19 protein-coding genes are annotated in these 21,017 nt (G+C 68.3%); 6 read left to right on the top strand and 13 right to left on the bottom strand.

The window, feature by feature from the left end:
• Window positions 1-6: 6 nt before the first annotated feature.
• A complete protein-coding gene (gene gltX / locus QC180_RS17280) occupies window positions 7-1,482 on the bottom strand; it encodes a glutamate--tRNA ligase (protein ID WP_278263790.1) in 1,476 nt (491 codons plus the stop codon).
• A gap of 19 nt (window positions 1,483-1,501) precedes the next feature.
• Window positions 1,502-2,275 carry a fumarylacetoacetate hydrolase family protein gene (locus tag QC180_RS17275; protein ID WP_278263789.1) on the bottom strand — a complete coding sequence of 258 codons (774 nt, stop codon included), beginning with the start codon at window positions 2,273-2,275 and terminating at the stop codon, window positions 1,502-1,504.
• Between the two features lie 356 nt (window positions 2,276-2,631).
• On the opposite strand from QC180_RS17275, the gene QC180_RS17270 reads away from it, so the two are divergent.
• The gene (locus tag QC180_RS17270) at window positions 2,632-3,765 is read left to right on the top strand and encodes an MFS transporter (protein ID WP_278264078.1); all 1,134 of its coding nucleotides are present in this window, start codon (window positions 2,632-2,634) and stop codon (window positions 3,763-3,765) included.
• Between the two features lie 80 nt (window positions 3,766-3,845).
• Here QC180_RS17270 and QC180_RS17265 read toward each other — a convergent pair whose 3' ends face one another.
• The 3 genes from QC180_RS17265 to serA form a co-directional block, all read right to left on the bottom strand.
• Entirely contained in the window at window positions 3,846-4,448 is a 603-nt protein-coding gene (locus QC180_RS17265) for a Uma2 family endonuclease (protein WP_278263788.1), read from the bottom strand.
• Window positions 4,449-4,652: 204 nt separating this feature from the next.
• Complete coding sequence (locus tag QC180_RS17260) at window positions 4,653-5,660, bottom strand: 3-isopropylmalate dehydrogenase (protein ID WP_278263787.1); 1,008 nt, start codon at window positions 5,658-5,660, stop codon at window positions 4,653-4,655.
• A gap of 99 nt (window positions 5,661-5,759) precedes the next feature.
• A complete protein-coding gene (gene serA, locus QC180_RS17255; RefSeq protein WP_278263786.1) occupies window positions 5,760-7,358 on the bottom strand; it encodes a phosphoglycerate dehydrogenase in 1,599 nt (532 codons plus the stop codon).
• A gap of 133 nt (window positions 7,359-7,491) precedes the next feature.
• On the opposite strand from serA, the gene QC180_RS17250 reads away from it, so the two are divergent.
• On the top strand, window positions 7,492-8,301 hold the full coding sequence (locus tag QC180_RS17250) for a nucleotidyltransferase domain-containing protein (RefSeq protein ID WP_278263785.1): 810 nt from the start codon (window positions 7,492-7,494) through the stop codon (window positions 8,299-8,301).
• Window positions 8,302-8,377: 76 nt separating this feature from the next.
• Here the strand turns inward: QC180_RS17250 and QC180_RS17245 are convergent, their stop codons facing one another.
• On the bottom strand, window positions 8,378-8,581 hold the full coding sequence (locus tag QC180_RS17245; RefSeq protein ID WP_019048280.1) for a cold-shock protein: 204 nt from the start codon (window positions 8,579-8,581) through the stop codon (window positions 8,378-8,380).
• A gap of 409 nt (window positions 8,582-8,990) precedes the next feature.
• On the opposite strand from QC180_RS17245, the gene QC180_RS17240 reads away from it, so the two are divergent.
• Window positions 8,991-9,773 (top strand): MHYT domain-containing protein, encoded by a 783-nt coding sequence (locus QC180_RS17240; RefSeq protein ID WP_278263784.1) that lies wholly within the window; start codon window positions 8,991-8,993, stop codon window positions 9,771-9,773.
• Between the two features lie 3 nt (window positions 9,774-9,776).
• Here QC180_RS17240 and QC180_RS17235 read toward each other — a convergent pair whose 3' ends face one another.
• A complete protein-coding gene (locus QC180_RS17235) occupies window positions 9,777-9,980 on the bottom strand; it encodes a cold-shock protein (RefSeq protein ID WP_278263783.1) in 204 nt (67 codons plus the stop codon).
• 137 nt (window positions 9,981-10,117) lie between these two features.
• Here QC180_RS17235 and QC180_RS17230 point away from each other — a divergent pair, with 137 nt between their 5' ends.
• Window positions 10,118-11,422: a hypothetical protein gene (locus QC180_RS17230; RefSeq protein ID WP_278263782.1), complete on the top strand. Its 1,305-nt coding sequence runs from the start codon at window positions 10,118-10,120 to the stop codon at window positions 11,420-11,422.
• A gap of 72 nt (window positions 11,423-11,494) precedes the next feature.
• Entirely contained in the window at window positions 11,495-12,139 is a 645-nt protein-coding gene (locus QC180_RS17225) for a hypothetical protein (protein ID WP_278263781.1), read from the top strand.
• Here the strand turns inward: QC180_RS17225 and QC180_RS17220 are convergent.
• From QC180_RS17220 to QC180_RS17210, 3 genes are all read right to left on the bottom strand, one after another.
• Window positions 12,117-12,515 carry a hypothetical protein gene (locus QC180_RS17220; RefSeq protein ID WP_278263780.1) on the bottom strand — a complete coding sequence of 133 codons (399 nt, stop codon included), beginning with the start codon at window positions 12,513-12,515 and terminating at the stop codon, window positions 12,117-12,119. The genes QC180_RS17225 and QC180_RS17220 overlap by 23 nt on opposite strands.
• Before the next feature lie 122 nt (window positions 12,516-12,637).
• Entirely contained in the window at window positions 12,638-13,051 is a 414-nt protein-coding gene (locus QC180_RS17215; protein ID WP_278263779.1) for a PIN domain-containing protein, read from the bottom strand.
• Window positions 13,048-13,269, bottom strand: a complete 222-nt coding sequence (locus QC180_RS17210) for a type II toxin-antitoxin system VapB family antitoxin (RefSeq protein WP_278263778.1) — start codon at window positions 13,267-13,269, stop codon at window positions 13,048-13,050. The genes QC180_RS17215 and QC180_RS17210 overlap by 4 nt, the downstream gene beginning before the upstream one ends.
• Window positions 13,270-13,390: 121 nt before the next feature.
• Here QC180_RS17210 and QC180_RS17205 point away from each other — a divergent pair, with 121 nt between their 5' ends.
• A complete protein-coding gene (locus tag QC180_RS17205; RefSeq protein ID WP_278263777.1) occupies window positions 13,391-14,425 on the top strand; it encodes an HNH endonuclease in 1,035 nt (344 codons plus the stop codon).
• A 9-nt stretch (window positions 14,426-14,434) separates the two neighbouring features.
• On the opposite strand, the gene argS is transcribed toward QC180_RS17205, so the two are convergent.
• From argS to QC180_RS17190, 3 genes are all read right to left on the bottom strand, one after another.
• Window positions 14,435-16,201: an arginine--tRNA ligase gene (argS, locus tag QC180_RS17200; protein ID WP_278263776.1), complete on the bottom strand. Its 1,767-nt coding sequence runs from the start codon at window positions 16,199-16,201 to the stop codon at window positions 14,435-14,437.
• Between the two features lie 131 nt (window positions 16,202-16,332).
• A complete protein-coding gene (locus tag QC180_RS17195) occupies window positions 16,333-19,284 on the bottom strand; it encodes a Z1 domain-containing protein (RefSeq protein WP_278263775.1) in 2,952 nt (983 codons plus the stop codon).
• Window positions 19,281-20,807 (bottom strand): ATP-binding protein, encoded by a 1,527-nt coding sequence (locus QC180_RS17190; RefSeq protein ID WP_278263774.1) that lies wholly within the window; start codon window positions 20,805-20,807, stop codon window positions 19,281-19,283. Before QC180_RS17190 ends, QC180_RS17195 begins: the two co-directional genes overlap by 4 nt.
• Window positions 20,808-21,017 lie beyond the last annotated feature (210 nt).

Raw genomic sequence — 21,017 nt, 5'->3', positions numbered from 1 at the left:
GCACCGCTACTGCGCCGCGGGCACCCAGCCGCGCGCCGCGCGCAGCCGCTCCAGCGAGATCTCCCGGCCCAGCAGTTCCATCGACTCGTAGAGCGGCGGGCTGATGTGCGATCCGGTCACCGCCACCCGCACCGGCGCGAACGCCTTACGCGGCTTGAGCCCCAGGTCCTCGATCAGCGCCTTCTTCAGCGCCTCCTCCAGCGCGGCCGTGGTCCACTCGCCCAGCGGCTCCACCGCCGCCAGCGCGGCGTCGAGCACCGGATCGGCCTCGGCACCCAGGTTCTTGCCGCCCGCGGCCGGGTCGATCGCGAACTCGGCGGGCGCGACGAACAGGAATTTCAGCAGGTCCCAGGCGTCGGAGAGCACCACGATCCGGGTCTGCACGAGTTCGGCGGCGGCCAGGAAGGTCTTCTCGTCGATCTCCGCGCCGATATGACCCTGCGCCGTCAGGAACTCGCGCAGTCGGTGGCCGAAATCACCCGGCTCCAGCAGACGAATCTGCTCGGCATTGATCGCGTCGGCCTTCTTCTGGTCGAAACGCGCCGGATTGGAATTCACCGTGGAAATATCGAACGCCGCCACCATCTCGGCCATCGAGAACACATCGCGGTCCTCGGCGATACTCCAGCCGAGCAGCGCGAGATAATTCAGCAAACCCTCGGGGACGAATCCGCGATCGCGATGCAGGAAAAGGTTGGATTCCGGATCGCGCTTGGACAGTTTCTTGTTGCCCTGGCCCATCACGAATGGCAGGTGACCGAACTCGGGTGTGAAGTCGGCGACCCCGATACGCTGCAGCGCGGCATACAGCGCGAGCTGTCGCGGAGTGGACGACAGCAGATCCTCACCGCGCAACACATGGGTGATCTTCATCAACGCGTCGTCGACCGGATTCACCAGGGTGTAGAGCGGGTCGCCATTGCCCCGAGTGAGCGCGAAATCGGGCACCGTCCCGGCTTTGAAGGTGGTTTCCCCGCGTACGAGATCATTCCAGGTGAGATCTTCGTCGGGCATCCGCAGCCGTACCACCGCGGGGCGTCCCTCGGCTTTGTACGCGGCGATCTGCTCGGCGGTCAGGTCCCGGTCGAAATTGTCGTAGCCGAGTTTCGGGTCGCGACCGGCCCCGCGATGACGGGCCTCGACTTCCTCCGGGGTGGAGAACGCCTCGTAGGCCTCCCCGGCGGCGAGCAGCCGGGCCACCACGTCCAGGTGCTGGTCGCGGCGCAGCGACTGCCGGTAGGGCTCGTAGGGCCCACCGACCTCGGGACCCTCGTCCCAGGTCAGGCCCAGCCAGCGCAGCGCGTCCAGCAGCGCGCGGTAGGAATCCTCGGAATCGCGCGCGGCGTCGGTGTCCTCGATGCGGAACACGAAGCTGCCGCCGTGATGGCGCGCGTACGCCCAGTTGAACAGCGCCGTGCGTACCAGGCCGACGTGCGGCGTGCCGGTCGGCGACGGGCAGAAACGGACCCGTACTTCAGTCATGACTCTCTTCTCCGCTGTCTCAGCGCTTGGTGGCAACAGGATTGGTGAGGGTGCCGATGCCCTCGACGGTGACCGACACGTTCTGCCCGGCGGTCAGCGGGCCGACGCCTTCCGGTGTGCCGGTGAGGATCACGTCACCGGGCAGCAGCGTCATCACCGAGCTGATCCACTCGATGATCTTCGGGATGTCGTGCAGGAACAGTGACGTGCGGCTGCGCTGGCGGACCTCGCCGTCGACCTCGGTGGTGATCTCCAGATCGCCGGGGTCCAGCGAGGTTTCGATCCAGGGGCCGAGCGGGCAGAAGGTGTCGTAGCCCTTGGCCCGCGTCCACTGACCGTCGTGACGCTGCTGGTCACGGGCGGTGACGTCGTTGGCGACGGTGTAGCCCAGGATCACCTCGGCGGCCTTGGCGGCGGGCACGTCCTTGCACGGACGCCCGATCACCACGGCCAGCTCGCCCTCGTAGTCGACCTGGGAAGAGCTGGGCGGCAGGATGATCGGCGCGTTCGGGCCGACGATCGCGGTATTGGGTTTGAGGAAGATCACCGGGTCGACCGGCGCCTGCCCGCCCATCTCGGCCGCGTGGGCGGCGTAGTTCTTGCCGACGCAGATCACCTTGCTGGCCAGGATCGGCGCCAGCAGGCGGATATCGGCCAGCGGCCAGCTCCGCCCGGTGAACGTCGGCGAGCCGAACGGATGTTCGGCGATCTCCTTGGCGACCGCGTCGCCGCCCTCGCCGTCGATGCTGACGAACGCGACTCCATCGGGACTGGCAACTCGACCTAAGCGCATGCCCGGAGTCTATCGAGACACGCCCACCTGCCCGAACGCGCCCGGGACGCGGCGCGGTGCGGTCGATACCCGCGCGGGGCGAGTGCGAGGGAACTCACACCGGTGTGATTCGAAGACCTTGCACGCCTGCGAATTTCGCCCGACCCCCGGCGGGTGCCGCGTGTGATCTGTCAGACACCTGATCCGGAGGCAACAATCGACGGTCAGCGGTGTAGCGTGATCTTCGATGTTCATACCATGAGACATCAATCTCAAATATTGAGATGCAATCGTGCAATCCGAGCGAGGTGGGAATCGTGACGCAGGCGCACCAGGCACCCGAGGTGACCCGGATCGGTAGCGGCAGACGCTGGTTCATGCTCGCGCTCGGCGTCTTCGCCCAGACCGCCAGCTCGATGTTCATCCACGGCACCCCGTTCCTGCTGCCCGCGCTCACCGCGCGCGGCGATTCGCTGGCCGCGGCGGGCGCGCTGGTGGCCTTGCCCACAGTCGGCCTGGTGTGCACGCTCATCGCCTGGGGTTATGTCGTGGATCGCATCGGCGAGCGGGTCGTGCTGGTGGCGGGCACGCTGGTGATGTTCGTCGCGGGCATCGGCGCCGCCCTGGTGGACAATGCCGTCGCCTTCGGCGCGCTGTTGCTGCTGGGCGGTGTCGGCGCGGCCAGCTCCAACGGGGCCAGCGGCCGGGTGATCGTCGGCTGGTTCCCGCCGGATCGGCGCGGGCTGGCCATGGGCATCCGCCAGACCGCGCAGCCGCTGGGGGTTGGCCTGGGCGCGCTGAGCATCCCGTGGGTCGCCACGCACCACGGCATCCCCGCCGCGCTGCTGGTCCCCGCCGTGCTGGCCGGGCTGGCCGCGATCGGCTGCCTGGTCGGCATCGTCGATCCGCCGCGTCCGCCGACCGCGGCCGCCGACCGCGCCAACCCCTACCGGGGCGCCTCGACCCTGTGGCGCATCCACGCGGTCTCGATCCTGCTGGTCGTCCCGCAGGCCACCCTGTGGACCTTCGCGCTGCTGTGGCTGCACCGCGATCTGGGCTGGTCGCTGCCCACCGCGGGCGCGCTGATGACGGTCACCCAGTTCCTCGGCGCCGCCGGACGCATCGGCGCGGGCGCCTGGTCGGACCGGGTCGGCAGCCGACTGACCCCGCTGCGTCAGGTCGCCATCGCCGCCGTCGTCGCGATGGCCGCCCTGAGCCTGGCCGCCTGGACCGGCTGGTGGTGGGCCGCGGCCCCCCTGCTGGTCGCCGCCTCGGTCATCTCCGTCTCCGACAACGGCCTGGCCTTCACCGCCGTCGCCGAGATCGCCGGGCCCTTCTGGAGCGGGCGCGGCCTGGGCATCCAGAACACCGGCCAAAACCTCGTAATCGCCGCCATCCCCCCGGTTTTCGGCGCCGTCATCACCGCCACCAACTTCCCCACCACCTACGCCCTGGCCGCCGTAGCCGCCGCGGCCGCCATCCCCCTCGTCCCCCGCGACACTTCGAAATAGCCCGACCCCCAGCCGTTTTCGTCACAGTGTCGAAAACGGCTGGGGCACAGGACGACCTACGCCGCGAACAGCGGCGGCGGTCAGAACTCGATCAGTTCGGCAGGGTCGAACGACACCCGGAGGTCCTGGCCCATCGGCACGTCCGCGGCAAAGACGTTCCCCGCGCCCACCGGCGGATCAGCGCGATAGGTTCCGGTCTCGGCATCCAGCCGCAGACGGAGGACGCGAATATCCGGACGGTGCTCCACGATCCAGTATTCGGGAATTCCCAGTGCGGCGTATTCACGCACCTTACGCACCCGGTCGCTGCGTTCGCTGCCGCTGCCCGGCGAGACCACCTCGACCACGAGCAGCACATCCAGACCCGGGAGCAGTTTCGGCGTCTCGTCGACGATCACCGCGCGCGCGACATCCCTGGGCACCACGAGAACGTCCGGCTTCCGGACGCCCGCTGGTGTGCTGACCTCCCACTCACCGCCGTCGAGTACCAGCGAGGTGTCGTCGGGCAGGGCGGCTTGCAGAATTCCACCGAGGCGCCGCGCGATCCAGTTGTGTCGCGCCCCCGCAGCCACCTCGACCAACCACCCGTCCTCGAGTTCGAACCCTTTGCCGTCCTCCGGCAGGTCGTGCAGATCGAGCACAGTGTAGGGGCCGAAGCTATTGCCGTCGGCAGCGTGGTCCACTGTCATCTCGCCTCCAGCTCGGACCGGTTCGCGACCGGATCCATCCGGGTGATTCCCGCCGTGACCACGGCGGGTATCGCCAGTCTAGAGCTGGAAGCCGACATCACGATACGGCCCGACGGGCGAACCGGGGACCTCGTCTTCCCACGGCGGTACCCGAACCAGCGATCACCGGTCCGAGTACCGCTCGGGTGGTCGGCGTCGTTAGACGATGGCGGCGATGCGGTCGCCGACCTCGACGGTGGAGGCGGGGGCGGTGCGGGCGGCGAGGTCCTTGGCGACGGCGGATTCGATGCGGGCGGCGCCCTCGGTGTTGCCGAGGTGGTTGAGCAGCAGCGAGACCGAGAGGATGGCGGCGGTGGGGTCGGCCTTGGACTGGCCCGCGATGTCGGGGGCGCTGCCGTGGACCGGCTCGAACATCGACGGGTTGGTGCCCGAGGCGTCGATATTGCCCGAGGCGGCCAGGCCGATGCCACCGCTGACGGCGGCGGCCAGGTCGGTGATGATGTCGCCGAACAGGTTGTCGGTGACGATCACGTCGAAGCGGCCCGGGTCGGTCACCATGTGGATGGTGGCGGCGTCGATGTGCTGGTAGGCGGTCTGCACGTCCGGGAACTCGGCGCCGACCTCGTCGACGGTGCGCTGCCACAGCGACCCGGCGAAGGTGAGCACATTGTTCTTGTGCACCAGGGTGAGGTGCTTGCGCCGGGCCTGCGCGGTGGCGAAGGCGTAGCGCACCACGCGCTCGATGCCGAAGCGGGTGTTGTTGGAGACCTCGGTCGCCACCTCGTGCGGCGTGCCGACGCGGATCGCGCCACCGGTGCCGGTGTAGGGGCCCTCGGTGCCCTCGCGTACCACCACGAAGTCGATGTCCGGGTTGCCCGACAGCGGGCTGGTGACGCCCTGGTGCAGCTTCGAGGGCCGCAGGTTCACGTGGTGATCCAGCGCGAAACGGGTCTTGAGCAGCAGCCCCCGCTCGAGCACCCCGCTGGGCACCGACGGGTCACCGATCGCGCCGAGCAGGATCGCGTCGTGCTGCTTGAGCTCGGGCAGCACCGACTCGGGCAGGATCTCCCCGGTCCGGTGGTAGCGGGCCGCGCCCAGGTCGTATTCGGTCTTCTCGACGCCGGGCACCACCACGTCGAGCACCTTGAGCGCTTCGGCGATGACCTCGGGACCGATGCCGTCACCGGCGATGACTGCGAGTTTCATCAACTAACTCCGTTCGAAGTCGGGATACAGGTGCGCGCCGCCACCGTGGGGTGACGGCGCGCAGCTGCCGATGTCCCGGGATTCCCGGGACGGTACAGCTCAGGCCAGGTCGACCAGCACAACCTTGGAAGCGCCGACGGCTTCGCCGATCGCTGCCTGCACCTCGGCCGGAACCTCGGCGTTGACGCGCAGGATCACGGTCGCGCCCTCGGCGTCGATGTCCTGGCTCAGCTGCGCGGCCAGGATGTCGATCTCGGCCTCGCCCAGCAGGGTGCCGATCTTGCCCAGCGCGCCCGGCTTGTCGCTGTAGTTCAGCACGGCCAGGTTCAGGCCCTCGGCGCGCATGTCGTAGTTGCGGCCGTTGATGTTGACGATCTTGTCGACCAGCGCGGGCTCGGTCAGCGTGCCCGCCACGTTCAGGGTCGAGCCGTCGCCGAACACGGCACGCAGGTCGACCACGCTGCGGTGGTTCGGGCTCTCGGTGGCGGTGGTGACGGTGGCGGTGATGCCCCGCTCCTTGGCCAGCGACGGCGCGTTGACGAAGGTGACCTGGTCCTCGACCAGCGCCGAGAAGACCCCGCGCAGCGCGGACAGCTCCAGCACGGCGACGTCCTGGGCGGCCAGCTCGCCGCGCACCTGCACCTCGATGCTGACCGGCAGCTCGTTGGCGATGGCACCCAGCAGCGCGCCCTGCTTGCGCACGACGTCCAGCCACGGCGCGACGACGTCGTTCACGGCACCGCCGGTGACGTTCACGGCGCCCGGCACGAACTCACCGGCCAGCGCCAGCAGCACCGACTTGGCGACATCGGTGCCCGCGCGGTCCTGGGCCTCGGCGGTGGAGGCGCCCAGGTGCGGGGTCACGACGACCTCGGGCAGGTCGAACAGCGGGCTGTCGGTGCACGGCTCGGTCTCGAACACGTCCAGACCGGCGGCGCGCACGTGGCCGGACTTGATGGCGTCGGCCAGCGCCTGCTCGTCGATCAGGCCACCGCGCGCGGCGTTGACGATGATGACGCCCGGCTTGGTCTTGGCCAGGGTGTCGGCGTTGAGCATGCCCTTGGTCTCGGGGGTCTTGGGCAGGTGGATCGAGATGAAGTCGGCGCGCTCGAGCACCTCTTCCAGGCTCAGCAGCTCGATGCCCAGCTGGGCGGCGCGCGCGGGCGAGGTGTAGGGGTCGTAGGCGACGATCTTGGTCTCGAACGCGGCCAGACGCTGCGCGAACAGCTGGCCGATGCGGCCCAGGCCGATCACGCCGACGGTCTTGCCGAGGATCTCGACACCGTTGAACTTGCTGCGCTTCCAGGTCTTCTCGCGCAGGGTGGCGTCGGCGGCCGGGATCTGGCGCGCGGCGGCGAGCAGCAGGGTGACGGCGTGCTCGGCGGCGGTGTGGATGTTGGAGGTCGGCGCGTTGACGACCATCACGCCGCGCTCGGTGGCGGCGGGCACGTCGACGTTGTCGAGGCCGACACCGGCACGGGCGACGATCTGGAGCTTCTTGCCCGCCTCGAGCACCTCGGCGTCGACGGTGGTGGCGGAGCGCACGAGCAGCGCGTCGGCCTCGGGCACCGCGGCGAGCAGGGCCGGGCGGTCGGGACCGTCCACCCAGCGAACCTCGACACCGTCACCGAGCGCGTCGACGGTCGACTGGGCGAGCTTGTCGGCGATCAGAACTACAGGACGGCCTGCTTGGCTCACTGTGGGGTACTCCTGAAGAAGAAAGGGGTCGGCAGTTACCGCGGACCAGAATAGTCCGGCGAAGTTCGGCTGCCCTTACCCCCCTGCCGAAAACATGATGAACGCGACACCGCGCGCGCTCTACGATCACGCCATGCTCTTGCGTGAGGTTCCCGATTCCATGGACCCGACGGTGGTCGCCGCCGTCGACGCCGAGCTCGACCGGGTGGCCGCCGAGCATCGCGTCACCCTCCGGCTGGCCATCGAAAGCGGCAGCCGTGCTTGGGGTTTCCCGTCGCCGGATTCGGATTACGACTGCCGTTTCGTCTATGTGGCCGGTCTGGACACCTATCTGTCGCCGTGGCGCACCCGCGATGTGATCGAGACCCCGCTGGTCGGGCTGCTGGATGTGAACGGCTGGGATCTGGCCAAGGCGCTGCGCCTGCTGGTGGCGGGCAACGCGGTGCTGATCGAGTGGCTGATGTCACCCATCGTCTATCGGGGCGACGCGGATTTCCGCGCCCGGCTGCGCGAGGTCGCCGCCGAGGTGGCCGATCGCGACCGGGTCGCCCGGCACTATCTGCACCTGGGCTCGCGCCAGTGGGCCCTGTTCGAGCGCCACGGCGGCTTGAAGAAGGTGTTCTATTCGCTGCGCCCGGCGATGGCCCTGCGCTGGTTGCGCGAGCATCCCGGCGCGGCGGTGGCGCCGATGCACCTGCCGACGCTGCTGGCCGAGTGCGAGCTGCCGTCCGATGTCGTCGACGCCGTCACCGAGCTGACCGCGCTGAAGTCGCGGACCAGGGAGATGGGCACCGCCCCGGCGCCCGCGCCGATCGCCGAGTTCATCACCGCCGAGTTCGGCGTCGCCGCCGACGCCTTCGCCACCCGGCGGCCCCGCGATCTGACCGCGGCCCGCGCGATCACCGACGAGTTCTTCCGATCCGAGGCGCTCGCGGCGGGCTGAAGTGGGCCCCGGAAACGCAGAAACTCCGCACCGGTCCGGTGCGGAGCTTCAACTCATACGCTGGTCGGCGCAGGAACTAGATGACGCGAACGTCCTGAGCCTGCGGGCCCTTCTGGCCCTGACCGATCTCGAACTCCACACGCTGACCCTCGTCGAGGGAGCGGAAGCCCGAGCCGCTGACAGCCGAGTAGTGCACGAAGACGTCGGGTCCTCCGCCGTCCTGCGCGATGAAGCCGAAGCCCTTCTCGCTGTTGAACCACTTCACAATGCCCTGAGCCATTTCTAAACCTTCTGTAGACGAGCCAGGTCCTAATAGTCCGGTCCCGGTCTCGCCAACCAACAATGCCACGGTTCGGCGAATTCAGCCACACCACAGCGCGGGGACTGTGAGGAAGCCAACCCGGGTACCGCGCCCGTCGGGGTCACCACACAGACCCGCCGACCCGCAATCGCGAGGATGCCCGCGGTATGCCGAGGTAGTTGCGGCGCGGATGCCGGGAATGCGACCGAGCACCGATCAAACCGCCTGGCACGCTTCACCATCGAGTTCTCCATGGCACCGGATGACGTCACCGTCAGCGGCCCTAGACATTTTCGAGAAACCGAGTACGGCAAATTTTCTACCAGCGTATTTTCCGTGTTCGTGGGCGAGACCACCCCTCGCTCGGAAAACTCTCGAGGAGCCTCGCGTGTTGGATATCAACCATTTCACTTACGGCTGGGCGACCCCGTTGCCCGCCTATCTCATGTCAGTCCTCGGGTCGATGCTGGCGCTGCGCTGTATGGTTCGCTCGCGCGCCTCCGGTAACCACGGCGGCTGGCTCACCGCCGCCGCGGTGGCACTCGGTGGCACCGGAATCTGGGTCATGCATTTCATCGCGATGCTCGGCTTTTCCGTCCATGGCACGACCGTGCGCTACAACGTGCCGATCACCTTGTTCAGCGCCGCGGTCGCCATCTGCGTGGTGTGGCTCGGACTGTCCATCGTCGTGCGCCGCGGCTGGGACAGCGCCGCTCTCCCGGTGGGTGGCACGATCACCGGTCTGGGCGTGGCCGCCATGCACTACGCGGGCATGTACACGCTGCGCACCGAGGCCGAGATCGTCTACGACCCGTTCGTGGTCGCCCTGTCGTTCGCCATCGCGGTGGTGGCCTCGATCGCGGCCCTGTGGTTCGCCCTGCACGTGCACGGCGTGCTGGCCACCGTCGGTGCCGCGCTGCTGATGGGCGTGGCCGTCACCGGCATGCACTACACCGGCATGTTCTCGATGAGCGCGCACACCAGCGCCCACGTCGCCCACGCCGGTGGCGCCTCGGCGGGCCAGCTGCTCACGCCGCTGATCATCGGCATCAGCATGGTCACCATGATCCTGCTGATGCAGGTCGGCATCACCGAGGCCGAGGACCCCACCCTGGCGCGACCGGTGCACGGTCAGCGGGCCAGCCGCTTCTGGCCCAGCGGCCAGAACTGAACCTCACACGATCCGCACCTGGTGCGCCTCGGGCCCCCGCCGGGTCTCCCTGACCGTGTATTCCACCCGCTGACCGTCGCGCAGCGTGCGGAATCCCTGCCCCACCACCTCGGTGTACTCCACGAACACCTCCGGCCCTCCGGCGTCGGGCCTGATGAACCCGAACCCTTTGCCACCGTCGAACCAGCTCACGACCCCGCTGGGCATCAACCGACCTTCCGAATCCCGTGCCTGTCATAGGAGATTCGTCCATCGTCGCACGTCGCTGCCGAATTTCCGCGACAGCCCTGGCTAAGCTGAGCCAGGTCCGCCCGGACCTGCTCGTCCGCGAGAACGGAGAGTCGGTGCAGCCCGTCGCCGCGCAACGCCTCCGGACCGCCACCGAGGTCGCCACCGTCCTGGTCGCCACCTCGGTCGCCGTCCTCGCGATCATGCTGCCGATCAGCTTCGCCTCGCTCATCGCCTTCCGCCATCTCGACCTCCTGGTGTTCAACATTCCCCGCGCGATGACCGGCGGCGCGTTCGCGGCGGTGATCACCGCCGCGGTCACCTTCGCCGTCGGCAGCGTGCGCACCGCGCGCTGGACCGCGCTGGCCGCGCTGGGCGGCATCCTGCTCAACCACCTGGCGCTGATCCCGATCAACGACGACGGCCACATCGACGGCCTGTCGCTGCCCACCCTGAATTTCATCGACGCGCTGCTGGCCGGAATGGCCTTCGGGGCGCTGGCGGTCGCGGTGTGGGGCAGGCCGCTACTGCGCGGGGTCTACCTGTTCGCCGCCGTCGGCGCGACGATCATCGGCGATCTCACCCAGACCCCCGTCGACGAGGGCACCGACAGCTTCGACGGCCTGCTCGCCGGGGCGCTGCCACTGTGGTTCATCGCCGCCACCGTGCTGGCCCTGGCGTATTTCGCGATCACCGAGGCGCCCCCGCCCCGCTTCTCCCCCGATTCCGCCATCCCGCTGGCCCCCGTCTTCGCCGCCCTCATCGCCTATCCGACGATCCTCTACACCTCCCTGTCCCTGGCCGCGCACGCCGCCAGCCTCGGCCGCCTGATCCTCGTCGCGACCGCCGTCGTCGCCGCCACGACCGCCGCCGCCTTCGTGCTGCCCGGCCGCGACGGACTGCTGGTGCCGCTGCTCGCCGGTTTCGCGGTCGTCGGCAGCCTGGTGATCACCCTGCCCCGCTCCGGCTGGGTCGACCTCGCCACCCTCGGCGCGGTCGGCGTCGGCCTGCTGCTCGGTCTGCGCGCCCCTCGGGTCCTGCTCGCCGCGGGCTGTGTGATCGCGCTGGGCCTGTACACGCTGGCCGTCGATGTCTTCGACCCGCCCGCGACGCTCGTCGCCGCCCTCGGTTGCCTGCTGCTGGGCGGGATCGGCGGCTTCTGCGTCGGCGCGGCCGTGCCGGAGAACCCTTCCTCGGTGGTCGTCGGCCTCGGAATCCTGTTCGTCCCCTCGGCCGGGGTCGCGCTCAGCGACACCGAGTTCGGTCACCTGGCGTACTCACCGTCCTGGTACCGCACCACCGTGGTCGATCGCGGCGCCACCCCCGCGACGGCCGGAATCGCCATCGCGATCGCCTGCGCCCTGGCCATCGCGCTCGTCCTGCGGCTGCGTCCACCCGTCGACCCGCCCGCCGCCGACTGACCGGGCGCGGCGAGCGCGTCACGGTCTGCCGGATCCTGCTTACCGCAGGAGGTTTCGCGGTATACCGAGAACATGAGTTTCCCGGTGACCTTCGGGTTCGCCCAGGTGTGTCTGCTCGTCGTGCTCGCCCTGGCCGTCGCCCTCCTCGTCCGCGCGGCCCTGCTGGCGACCCGCCGCCGCGGCCTCAAACCCGTACTGGGCCACGCCTTCCCCGGCACCGTCCTGCTCCTGGTCGCCGTCCTCCTGCTCTGGATCGCCACCCTCCTGCAGACCTACCTCGGCCTCACCGGCGAGATCAAGGCCGCCCACGTCGTGGCGAAACCCGTTGCCGGACAACAACACCAGCTCGATCTGGTGCTCACCGAGTTCGACGAGGACGGCACCGCGGGCACCCCCACCACCTACCGCGTCGAAGGCGACCTGTGGGCCCTGCAGGCCAACATCGTCGAACTCGAACCCTGGGTGAACGCCCTGGGCTTCCACTCCGGCTACAAACTCAGCCGCCTGTTCGGCCAGCGCCTCGACGGCCAGTCCCCCGCCCAGGACCACATCTTCCTGCACGGCGGCGACCGCGACTTCTTCGAAGACATGAACAACGACCGCTGGTTCACCTCCCCCTTCATCCGCTCCACCTACGGCAACGCCACCATCGCCACCCCCGGCGAATACGACGTCTACATCTCCCGAGACGCCATCAAGGTCCGCCAAACCCCCTGACCCCCAACGCCGCACCCAACTTCGCCAGGAACCGCCCGAAGTGCGGATCCGCCTCCGGCACCTCGTACCGACCCACATCCCACCACCGCATCGCCCCGAACTCCCGCGGATCCAGCCGATACTCCTTCCCGCGCTCACCCCGCACGACATACCAGAGACTCACGTCCTCGTGCCCCGCCGTGCCCCCCACCGTCAGGAACAACGGCTCCGCGCCCACCACATAGGCCACCAGATGCCGCGCGGGCACATCCGGCTTCACCCGCCGATACACATCATCGGTCGAGCCCAACCACCGCAATGTCTCCGCGACATGCTCTTCTTCGACCGCGTCGAACGGCACGATCCGCCCCACGACGTCCCCCACCCCAGATCCCATGCCGCGACCCTAACGCCACCCACCGACAGGCGGAATCCACTCCCCCGAGCTCACTGTGGTTCGATTCGCCGGACTACATCTGACACGTCACGACGATGGCCGCACCAATCATCCCGGACGAATCAACGTATGGGAGCGAAGATGTCCAGTTCTTCCACATCGGTTGCGTGTTTGGCGAGCGTGCGGAAGTCGGCGTCATGATGGAGCACGACGAGACCGTGGTGGGCCGCGGTGGCTGCGATGGTGAGATCGACAACCGAAGCACTGCGATGCTCGCCCGCTCGCGACATCCGATACTGCGTGGCGTCGATCCAGCTCCCGACGCCACGAGGAACTGAACGGTCCGGGTAGAGGTCGACGAACATCTCCGTGATCTCGTCGTACTCCTGCCGATCACGGGCGCTGTAGAGGAACTCTGCTCGCTGCGGGTAGCACGAGGCGATCGCACCCGCGTCGATGGCGTCGTACCAAGCCTCCTGGAGAGCTCGGTCCGCAAGCAGCCTGACCAGGGCCGACGTATCGAGGAGATAGATCACCGAGCGCGCTTCTCGGCCTGGTGACGTTCCTCGGCGTCGGCAACCGCACCCCATTGTGTTCCACGCTCGAAGTGCTTGGCGATGCGCTCAGCCCGTTCGGCACGAGCGGCATAGAAGCGAAGTGCGAGATTCACAGCTTCCTTCTTCGTCTTGGCCTGCGAAGTCGCCATCACCCGCTCGAGCGCGTCGTCATCGAGATCAATCTGTGTCACCGTCATCGCCGACCTCCATGTTGGTCATGTATGTCTCAATATACATGACCAACACTCGTGTGAGATGCCCTGTCGGCGAGCCGGAATGGAGCCGTAGCCTGTCGTAGCCCCGTGACACACTGCACTGGTGGACCATGGGGCTGAGCTTGCACTTCGATTCGATATCTTCACCGCTCTGCAGGAGTTGGTGGATGAAAAGGGAGGATCGGTAACCCGTGCCGATCTGCTGGAATTCCAGATCGGCAACTACCGGATCTCCCTGGTCGATCGCAACCGCGGCATTCGCAATCCCCAAGCATTCGCCTCGACATTGTCCATACTGTCGAAGCCGGACAGCCCCTACGACGACGCTGTTGTAGGCGATTCCTTGTTTTCCTACGCCTATCGCGAAGGCGCCATCGATACCGGCGACAACGTCAAACTCCGCAGATCAGTCGGCACCCGCCTGCCGCTCATCCTTCTGCGTTGGATCAAAGTGGGCGATGCGGTTCGGTACCTCCCGGTCTTTCCGGTCTATGCCGTCGATGACGATCCGGCGCATCGACGGATCTTGCTGGCGTTGGACGAATCGCTGCGCGATGTCGGGAATCCTCAGCATCTCACCGAGGTGGAACGCCGATATGTCCAGCGCATGACCAAGCAGCGCCTCCATCAGCCTCAGTTCCGCAGCCGAGTGCTGTTGGCTTACCAGAACCGGTGCGCGGTGTGCCGGCTCGGGCGGCCCCAGTTGCTGGAAGCAGCGCACATCATCGGCGATACACAGGCTCACGGCGTTGCGGATATTCCCAACGGTCTGAGTATGTGCAAGATTCACCATGCTGCCTACGATCGGAATCTGATAGGTATCTCACCGGATTTTCGAGTCCACATCGGCCCCGACCTGGCCGAAGCCGACGACGAAGGGCCCATCCTGGAATTCGGACTCAAGGGCATGCACGGCACCCTGATAACCCTGCCCGACCGGAGATCGCTCCACCCGGCACGAGACCGGCTCGCCGAACGCTTCGATCAGTTCACCACCGGCCACTCCGCACCCGATGACGCCGAGTCGGCACCCGGGCGAGGAAGCATCGATGTCAACAATGTCGACTCGATCCCCCTCGCGCCAAGTTTCCATCGGACCGGTGATACTGCGACCGTCAATCGGACCACAGCGCACTGACCTCGACACTCACATGCGCTGCGGTGCCGCGATGCCCAGCTGCCCCAATCCGGATTCGAGGGTGCGGGCGGTCAACTGGCACAGGGCGATTCGGTTCGAGCGGGTGGGGTCGGGGGCGGTGAGGACCGGGCAGGTGTCGTAGAAGGTGGTGTAGGCGCGGGCGAGGGTGTAGAGGTAGCCCGCCAGGCGGTGGGGTTCGAGGGAGTGGGTGACCTCGGTGAGGACGGTGCCGTAGTCGTCGAGGGTCAGCGCCAGGGCGCGCTCCGCGGGGTCGAGGGGGGCGGCGGTGTCGATCGGGGGTGGGGTGACGGTGTCGGCCTTGCGCAGGATCGAGCGGACTCGGGCGTGGGCGTATTGGAGGTAGACGCCGGTGTCGCCGGTGAGGGCCGTCATGCGGGTGGGGTCGAAGGTGTAGTCCTTGACGCGGGAGGTGGACAGGTCGGCGTATTTGACCGCGCCGACGCCCGCCTGTTCGGCGATCGCGTCGAGTTCGGCCGGGGTCAGGGTGGGGTTCTTCTCGGCGACGACGGCGCGGACACGGGTGACGGCCTCGTCGAGGAGGTCCATCAGGCGGACGGTGCCGCCGGAACGGGTCTTGAACGGCGTGCCGTCGGGACCGAGGATGGTGCCGTACGCGACGTGGTCGGCCTGGACGGCGTCGGTGAGCCAGCCCGCTCGCCGCGCCGCCTCGAAGACGAGGTGGAAGTGCAGGGACTGGCGGGAGTCGGTGACGTAGAGCAGGCGGTCGGCGCGCAAGGTCGCGAGCCGGTGGCGGATGGTGGCGAGGTCGGTGCTGTCGTAGCCGTAGCCGCCGTCGCGTTTGCGGGCCATCAGCACGACCGGCTGACCGCCGGGGCCGGTCACCCGCTCGGACGGGACGACGATCGCGCCGTCGCTGTCGACGGCCACACCCTTGTCGACGAGTTCGGCGACGGTGTCGGCGAGCAGGTCGTTGTAGAAGGACTCGCCGAGGTAGTCGTCGGGGGTGAGCAGCACGCCGAGCCGGTCGTAGATCGCGCCGAACGCCCGTTCGGACTCGGCGACGATCTCGCCCCACCGGGCGAGGGTGGCGGGGTCGCCCGACTGGAGCGCCACCACGCGGGTCCGGGCCCGGTCGGCGAAGGCGGGGTCGGCGTCGAATTCGGCGCGGGCGGCCTTGTAGAGGCCGTCCAACGCCGAGACCGAGCTGGTGCCGGAGTCGAGTTCCTCGGTGTGCCAGGGCGATTCGGGGTGCTCGTCGATGTACTGGATGAGCATGCCGAACTGGGTTCCCCAGTCACCCAGGTGATTGGCCCGGACGACATCGGCGCCGAGGAAGCCGAAGACCCGGGCGAGACTGTCACCGATGATCGTGGTCCGCAGATGTCCGACGTGCATCTCCTTGGCCACGTTCGGGCCGGAGTAGTCGATCACCACCCGGTGCCCGCGCTCGGTGACCGGCACGCCGAGCCGATCGTCGGCCAGCCGCGCCGCGACGGCTTCCCAGACGGCCCGGTCGGACAGGGTGACGTTCAGGAAACCCGGGCCCGACACCCGCACATCCGCGATCACGCCGCCCGCGGAATCGAGGCGCGCGGCGAACTCGGCACCCAGCCGCTTAGGCGGCATCGCCATCCGCTTGGCCAGGGCCAGCGCGGCATTGGACTGGAAGTCGGCGTGGTCGGATCGACGCACCACCGGGTCCGCGTCCGCCAGTTCGGGACGGACTCGCGAGATCGCCTCCGACACGGCGGCAGCGACCTGTCCGAGCAGCGGTTCGACACCGGCGGTAAGCACCTGGGCATCCTCTCGAGTGGGTGGGGACGATCGATCGCCGTCGACCGCACGCGGCGTCCCCCGCGCGGGACGCTGAAAAGACTCCACCACAGCAGGAGTCGAAGCACGAACGAATTCCGGTCGCGGGAGGGTCAGCGTGCTGGCTCGGCCTCGACGATCGCGTTCTCGGTGGACGAATCCGTGGTTTCGAATCGGACGACGCGGGAGTCGCGGCCGACGGCCGTGGCGGGGGCGATGAAGCCGAAGGTGAGGGCGAGTCGGCCCGGGTCGATCGCGCCGTCGGGGGCGATGTCGGCGAGGTGGACGGGCTCGACGACCGGGTGCAGGAGGAGGGCGCCGCGGCGGTCGGCGCGCAGGGACTCGGTGCGGGGGTCGCCGGAGTCGGGCAGGGCGTCGGCGACGCGGCGGGCGATGGTGCGGTGCCAGCTGTAGCTGATGGCGCCGAAGAGGGGGTCGCGGCGGCGGCCGCGGTCCCAGCGCGGGAGGGTGTGGCGGCCCAGCGGGAGGGTGGCGGCGTTGCGGTTGGGGTGTGGGCACAGCACGACCCAGTCGGTGACGTCGCCGTCGGCGGTGATCGAGCGCAGGTACTCCAGATCGGGGGCGAACTGACGTTCGGCGCGCCACCGGACCGATTCCAGGACCTCGAGCAGCCGGTCGGCGGCGATGACGGCGTGGTGGGCGGTCAGCACGTGGCTGGCGGCGCCGTCGGGGAACCGATACGCGAACTCCGTCGGCGCGGTGGAGAGTTCGTCGATGATCGGCAGCCAGGCGTCGACATTGTGACGCAGGTCCGCCGCGAGCGTCGGGTAGGCGGTGGGCTCGCGCCACCGGCCGGGCGAGCGCACCTCCACCAGGCGCGCGTTGTACATCTTGTTCTTGCTGGTCGGTGGCAGCAGCGGCAGATGCTGGGAAACCAGCGGCGGGACCTGGGCGGGAGTCACCTGCGGTTCGCCGTCGACCAGGGTGGCGTACTGGCGCAGCTCCTGGCGGAACGCGTCCTCGTCCTGGCAGATGGCCTCGAACATCTGGTAGAGGTCGAAGGTCTTGCGGCCGGGGCCCGCCTCCTCGCGGCCGATGTAGAGGCGCACGAGATCGCGATAGCCGCGACGGAAACCGAACCAGCGGCCCATCTGCATGAGCGCGGACATGTTGCCCGCGCGGCGGCGGAAGTAGGAGACGGTCAGGCCCTCGACGGTGAAGCCGCGCGAGAGTTTCTGGCCGCCGATGAGAATCTTCCAGATGGGGCGTTTGTCGAAGTCGGCCTCGCCGGTTTCGAGCGCCTTGTCACCGTTGACGACGATGATCGGGCGCTGATCGCCGCCGATCCGGATGACGGCGGGGCTGATGTAGGGCCGCAGCGTCGCGAAGTCCGGCGGCACGGCGTGGCCGTCGGCGCGGGCGGCGCTGACCTGGGCCACGTCGGAGTCGAAGAGGTCGCGCAGTCGCGCGTGGCCCGAGGGGCCGGAATAGTCGGCGTTCCACCAGACCTCGGTGACGCGCGCCAACAGCTCCCGATGGTCGGCCACGAAACTGGATTCGTGGATGAGCATCGTGTGATGGGTGAAATAGCCGTCGCCGAGGCCGTGCTCCTCCCGGTAGATCTTCATCGCGGCGGTCAGCACGAACATGTCCACGGCGCGGACGAGGGCCTCGGTGTCGTCCTCGTCGGCCACCACCACATCCCGCACGTGGGCCTTCTCGTTCGAATTCGCGTAGGTGCGTTCGGATTCCGGGACGGCGGAGTCGATGTCGTGGAAATCGGTGGCGCCCATGTAGCCGAGCGGACGTTCCAGGGAGAGCAGGAAATCCTTGGGGAAGATGTCGGTGCTGTCGGAGGGGTCGATGAAGACGTTGGCGTAGGGGGTGGCGGTGTAGCCGAGGTACTGGGCGCGCGGGAGCATGGTGAGCAGGTCGGCGATGGACTGGTTGATCGCGGTGCGCTCGGTGTCGGGTTTGGGGCGGGTGGTGTTGACCGAGGCTTCGTCGGACTCGTCGTCGATGATCAGGACGGGGATCTCCGACAGCGGCGTCTTGATCTTGTTCAGGTCCTTGACGAGCCTGGTCAGGACGGTCTTGTTCTTCTTGACGACCATCAGGCGCGCGGCGGCGCGATGCAGGTTGACCGGGTCGTACAGCGGCAGGGCGGGTTCGCGCTTCTCGAACTCGAGCGCGTAGATGCCCTGCTGGAGGCTGCGGTAGTCGTTGTCGCGCGTGGTGAGGCGGTGGATGTCGAACCAGCCCTGCACCGACGGCAGCTCGCCGAAGGACTGGAAGCGGCGTCCGATCCAGGCCGGATCGTCGTGGTAGTCGGATTCGTGCTCGGCGGCACCGCGCAGGATGTTCTCGCGGCCGACGAGTTCCATGTCGAGGCGACGCTGCGTCTGCGCGCGCAGCAGATTCAAGGTGCCGGACAACACGATGACCAGGCGATATCCGGCATCGACCGCCTTGGCGACGACACCGGTGAAGTTCGCGGTCTTGCCCGACTGGACGTACCCGACCACCAGTCCCTTGGACTGGTACGCCGTGAGCGCGGTCGGGTCGGCCAGGCGCTCGACCACGGCGTCGGTGGCGGCGTCGAGGTCGGCGACGGCCTCGGGCGACCACTGCTTCGCGGCGAGCAGCAGGCGGTAGTTGTTCCAGTAGCCCTCGCGGCCGTGCCGGGAGAACCGCGTGGCCCGGGTGTGGTACCACGGTTCGAAACGGGTGCCGATGACCACCGGTTTCGGCAGGGCGGGAATGGGTGCGTTGGCCTCGAGCAGTTTCGCGGTCGCCAGGTCGACGCCCAGGCGCCAGCAGATGTGCGCGCGCCGCTCGGGGGTGCGCGGCTCGGCGTCGGACCAGGTCGGCGCCGACTCGAAGTCCCACTGATAGAGCTGGGTGCGCCACATCTCGACCAGGGCGAGGTTGTCGGAGACGAACAGCAGCGCGTCGCGGAAGTCCTCCTCGGTGGCGAACGGCGCGGCCTCGGGCATGTCCTCGACCTGGTATCGCATGGAGGCCACCAGGTTTCGTGGCCTGGTCCCGGCCAGCTCGCCGAGCACCTCGCGATGCAGCCGCAGTCGCAGTTCGCCCGGGGTCACGCGTCGGCCTGCTCGAGTTCGGCGCGGGCGGCCGAGAGCAGGACCGACTGCCACAGCTGCAGATTGTCCTTCGTGCGCGGTCCGCTGTACTCCTTGCCGAATACCTCGTGCAGCAGGAAATACATCAGCGCCTTGAGCATCGGGGCATCCTCGACGGTGCCGCGGCGGCCGCCGTTGAGCGCGGTGCGGTAGCGCCGGTTCAGGGCGATGGTCCGGGTGTCGCGGTCGATGTCGAAGAACACGTCGTCGGTGAGTTTGCGCCATTCGACGGCGATCGGTTCCTCGCCGGGCAGGGCGGGCAGTTCGTCGTCGATGGTCTCGCGCAGGCTGTCGGCGAAACCGCGACCGGCGGGGATCACCGGTTTGCGGGTCGCGCCCGCGCGGCGACGCGCGTCGCGGTAGATCTGCTGGGCGTCGGCGAGGAAATCGGCGAACGCGTGGCCCTCGGCGTCGACGGCCTTCTCCACGACCTCGGCGAATTCCGGTGAGACCTCGACACCCTCCTTCTTGACCGTGAGTCGGAAGATGTCACCCAGTTCGGCGGGCAGGTCGACCTCGACGCGGGCCAGCGCCAGGTGCTGTTCGGGCTGGCGGACATTGTTCCAGCCACCGGCCTGCACGACCCGGCCGTGGCGATAGAAATAGAAACCCTGGCGATCGAGCACGCTGCCGAACGATTTGTATTCGCTCAGTGACGATTTCGCGGGCCAGATGTGGGCGGTCAGCTCGACCCGGCCCGCCTCGGCGAGATCAGCGGTGAAGGTTCGGGGATAGCCGGGATGGCCCGCGACGGGATAGCCGAACGGATTCAGTGCCACCACACCGAAATTGGCGTAGATGTCGCCGGTGCGGATGTCCTCTACGGCGATGGTGATGTTGAAGTCGTCGCGGGTCAGGAAGCGGTGCAACTGCACGCCGAGATGCAGACCGAGGCGGGCGATGGTGCGGTCGAGATAGCGTCCGGTCTGGGCGGCGCCGACATTGCGCGGGAAGTCCTTGACGCCGTCCCAGCGGATCACGGTGCCCTGCCAGGTGATCGGGCAGCCCTGGTAGCGGTCGATCAGGGTCTGGGCGTAACGGGGTTCGACGATGTCGCAGCGGAAGTCGGCGCGGGCACTCTCCATCGCCCACCGGCGGCCCGCGGGACGCGACTTGCGGGTGCGGCTCACCACCGTCAGGGCCGACGCCTGGCTCAGCGAGGCGGATTTGAGGCCGGTGCCGAACATGCCGAGGGATTCGGGGGCGTAGTCGCGGCGGCCGCCGACGGTCATCGCGACGTCGAGGTCGTCCTCGGCCATGCCGCGTCCGTCGTCGATGATGAGCAGGCTCAGCAGGTCGTCGCCGTCGCGCAGGAAGTGGATGACGACGTCGTGGGCGCCCGCGTCGATGGAGTTGTCCACCAGGTCGGCGACCGCGGCCTCGAATCCGTAGCCCTGGCTGGTCAGGGCCTCCATGTACCGGGCGGCGGGCGGGAGGTACTTGTGTCCCGCGGTCGGCACATCGAACTGCCAGTCAGCCGTCATCTCCACCCCGCATCACCCGAGCTCACCTGTCGAGGGGCAACCCTCTCCCGCGTTGATCGCGCGGCGCGTCCGGACGTTACAGGTCTTGCCGAACCGTCGGCGAGCACTCGAAATTCCTCGGTGGGACGTCGGTTCACATGTATCTGTGCCGATGTTTTGGTTGTCGTGCACAGATATTCGTGAAGACCTGGTCACGGGCGGGTGGAGGGT

The sequence above is a fragment of the Nocardia anocheti genome (assembly GCF_029675105.1).
In the GTDB taxonomy this organism is placed as follows: domain Bacteria; phylum Actinomycetota; class Actinomycetes; order Mycobacteriales; family Mycobacteriaceae; genus Nocardia.
This window is presented reverse-complemented; position numbering and strand designations above follow the sequence as displayed.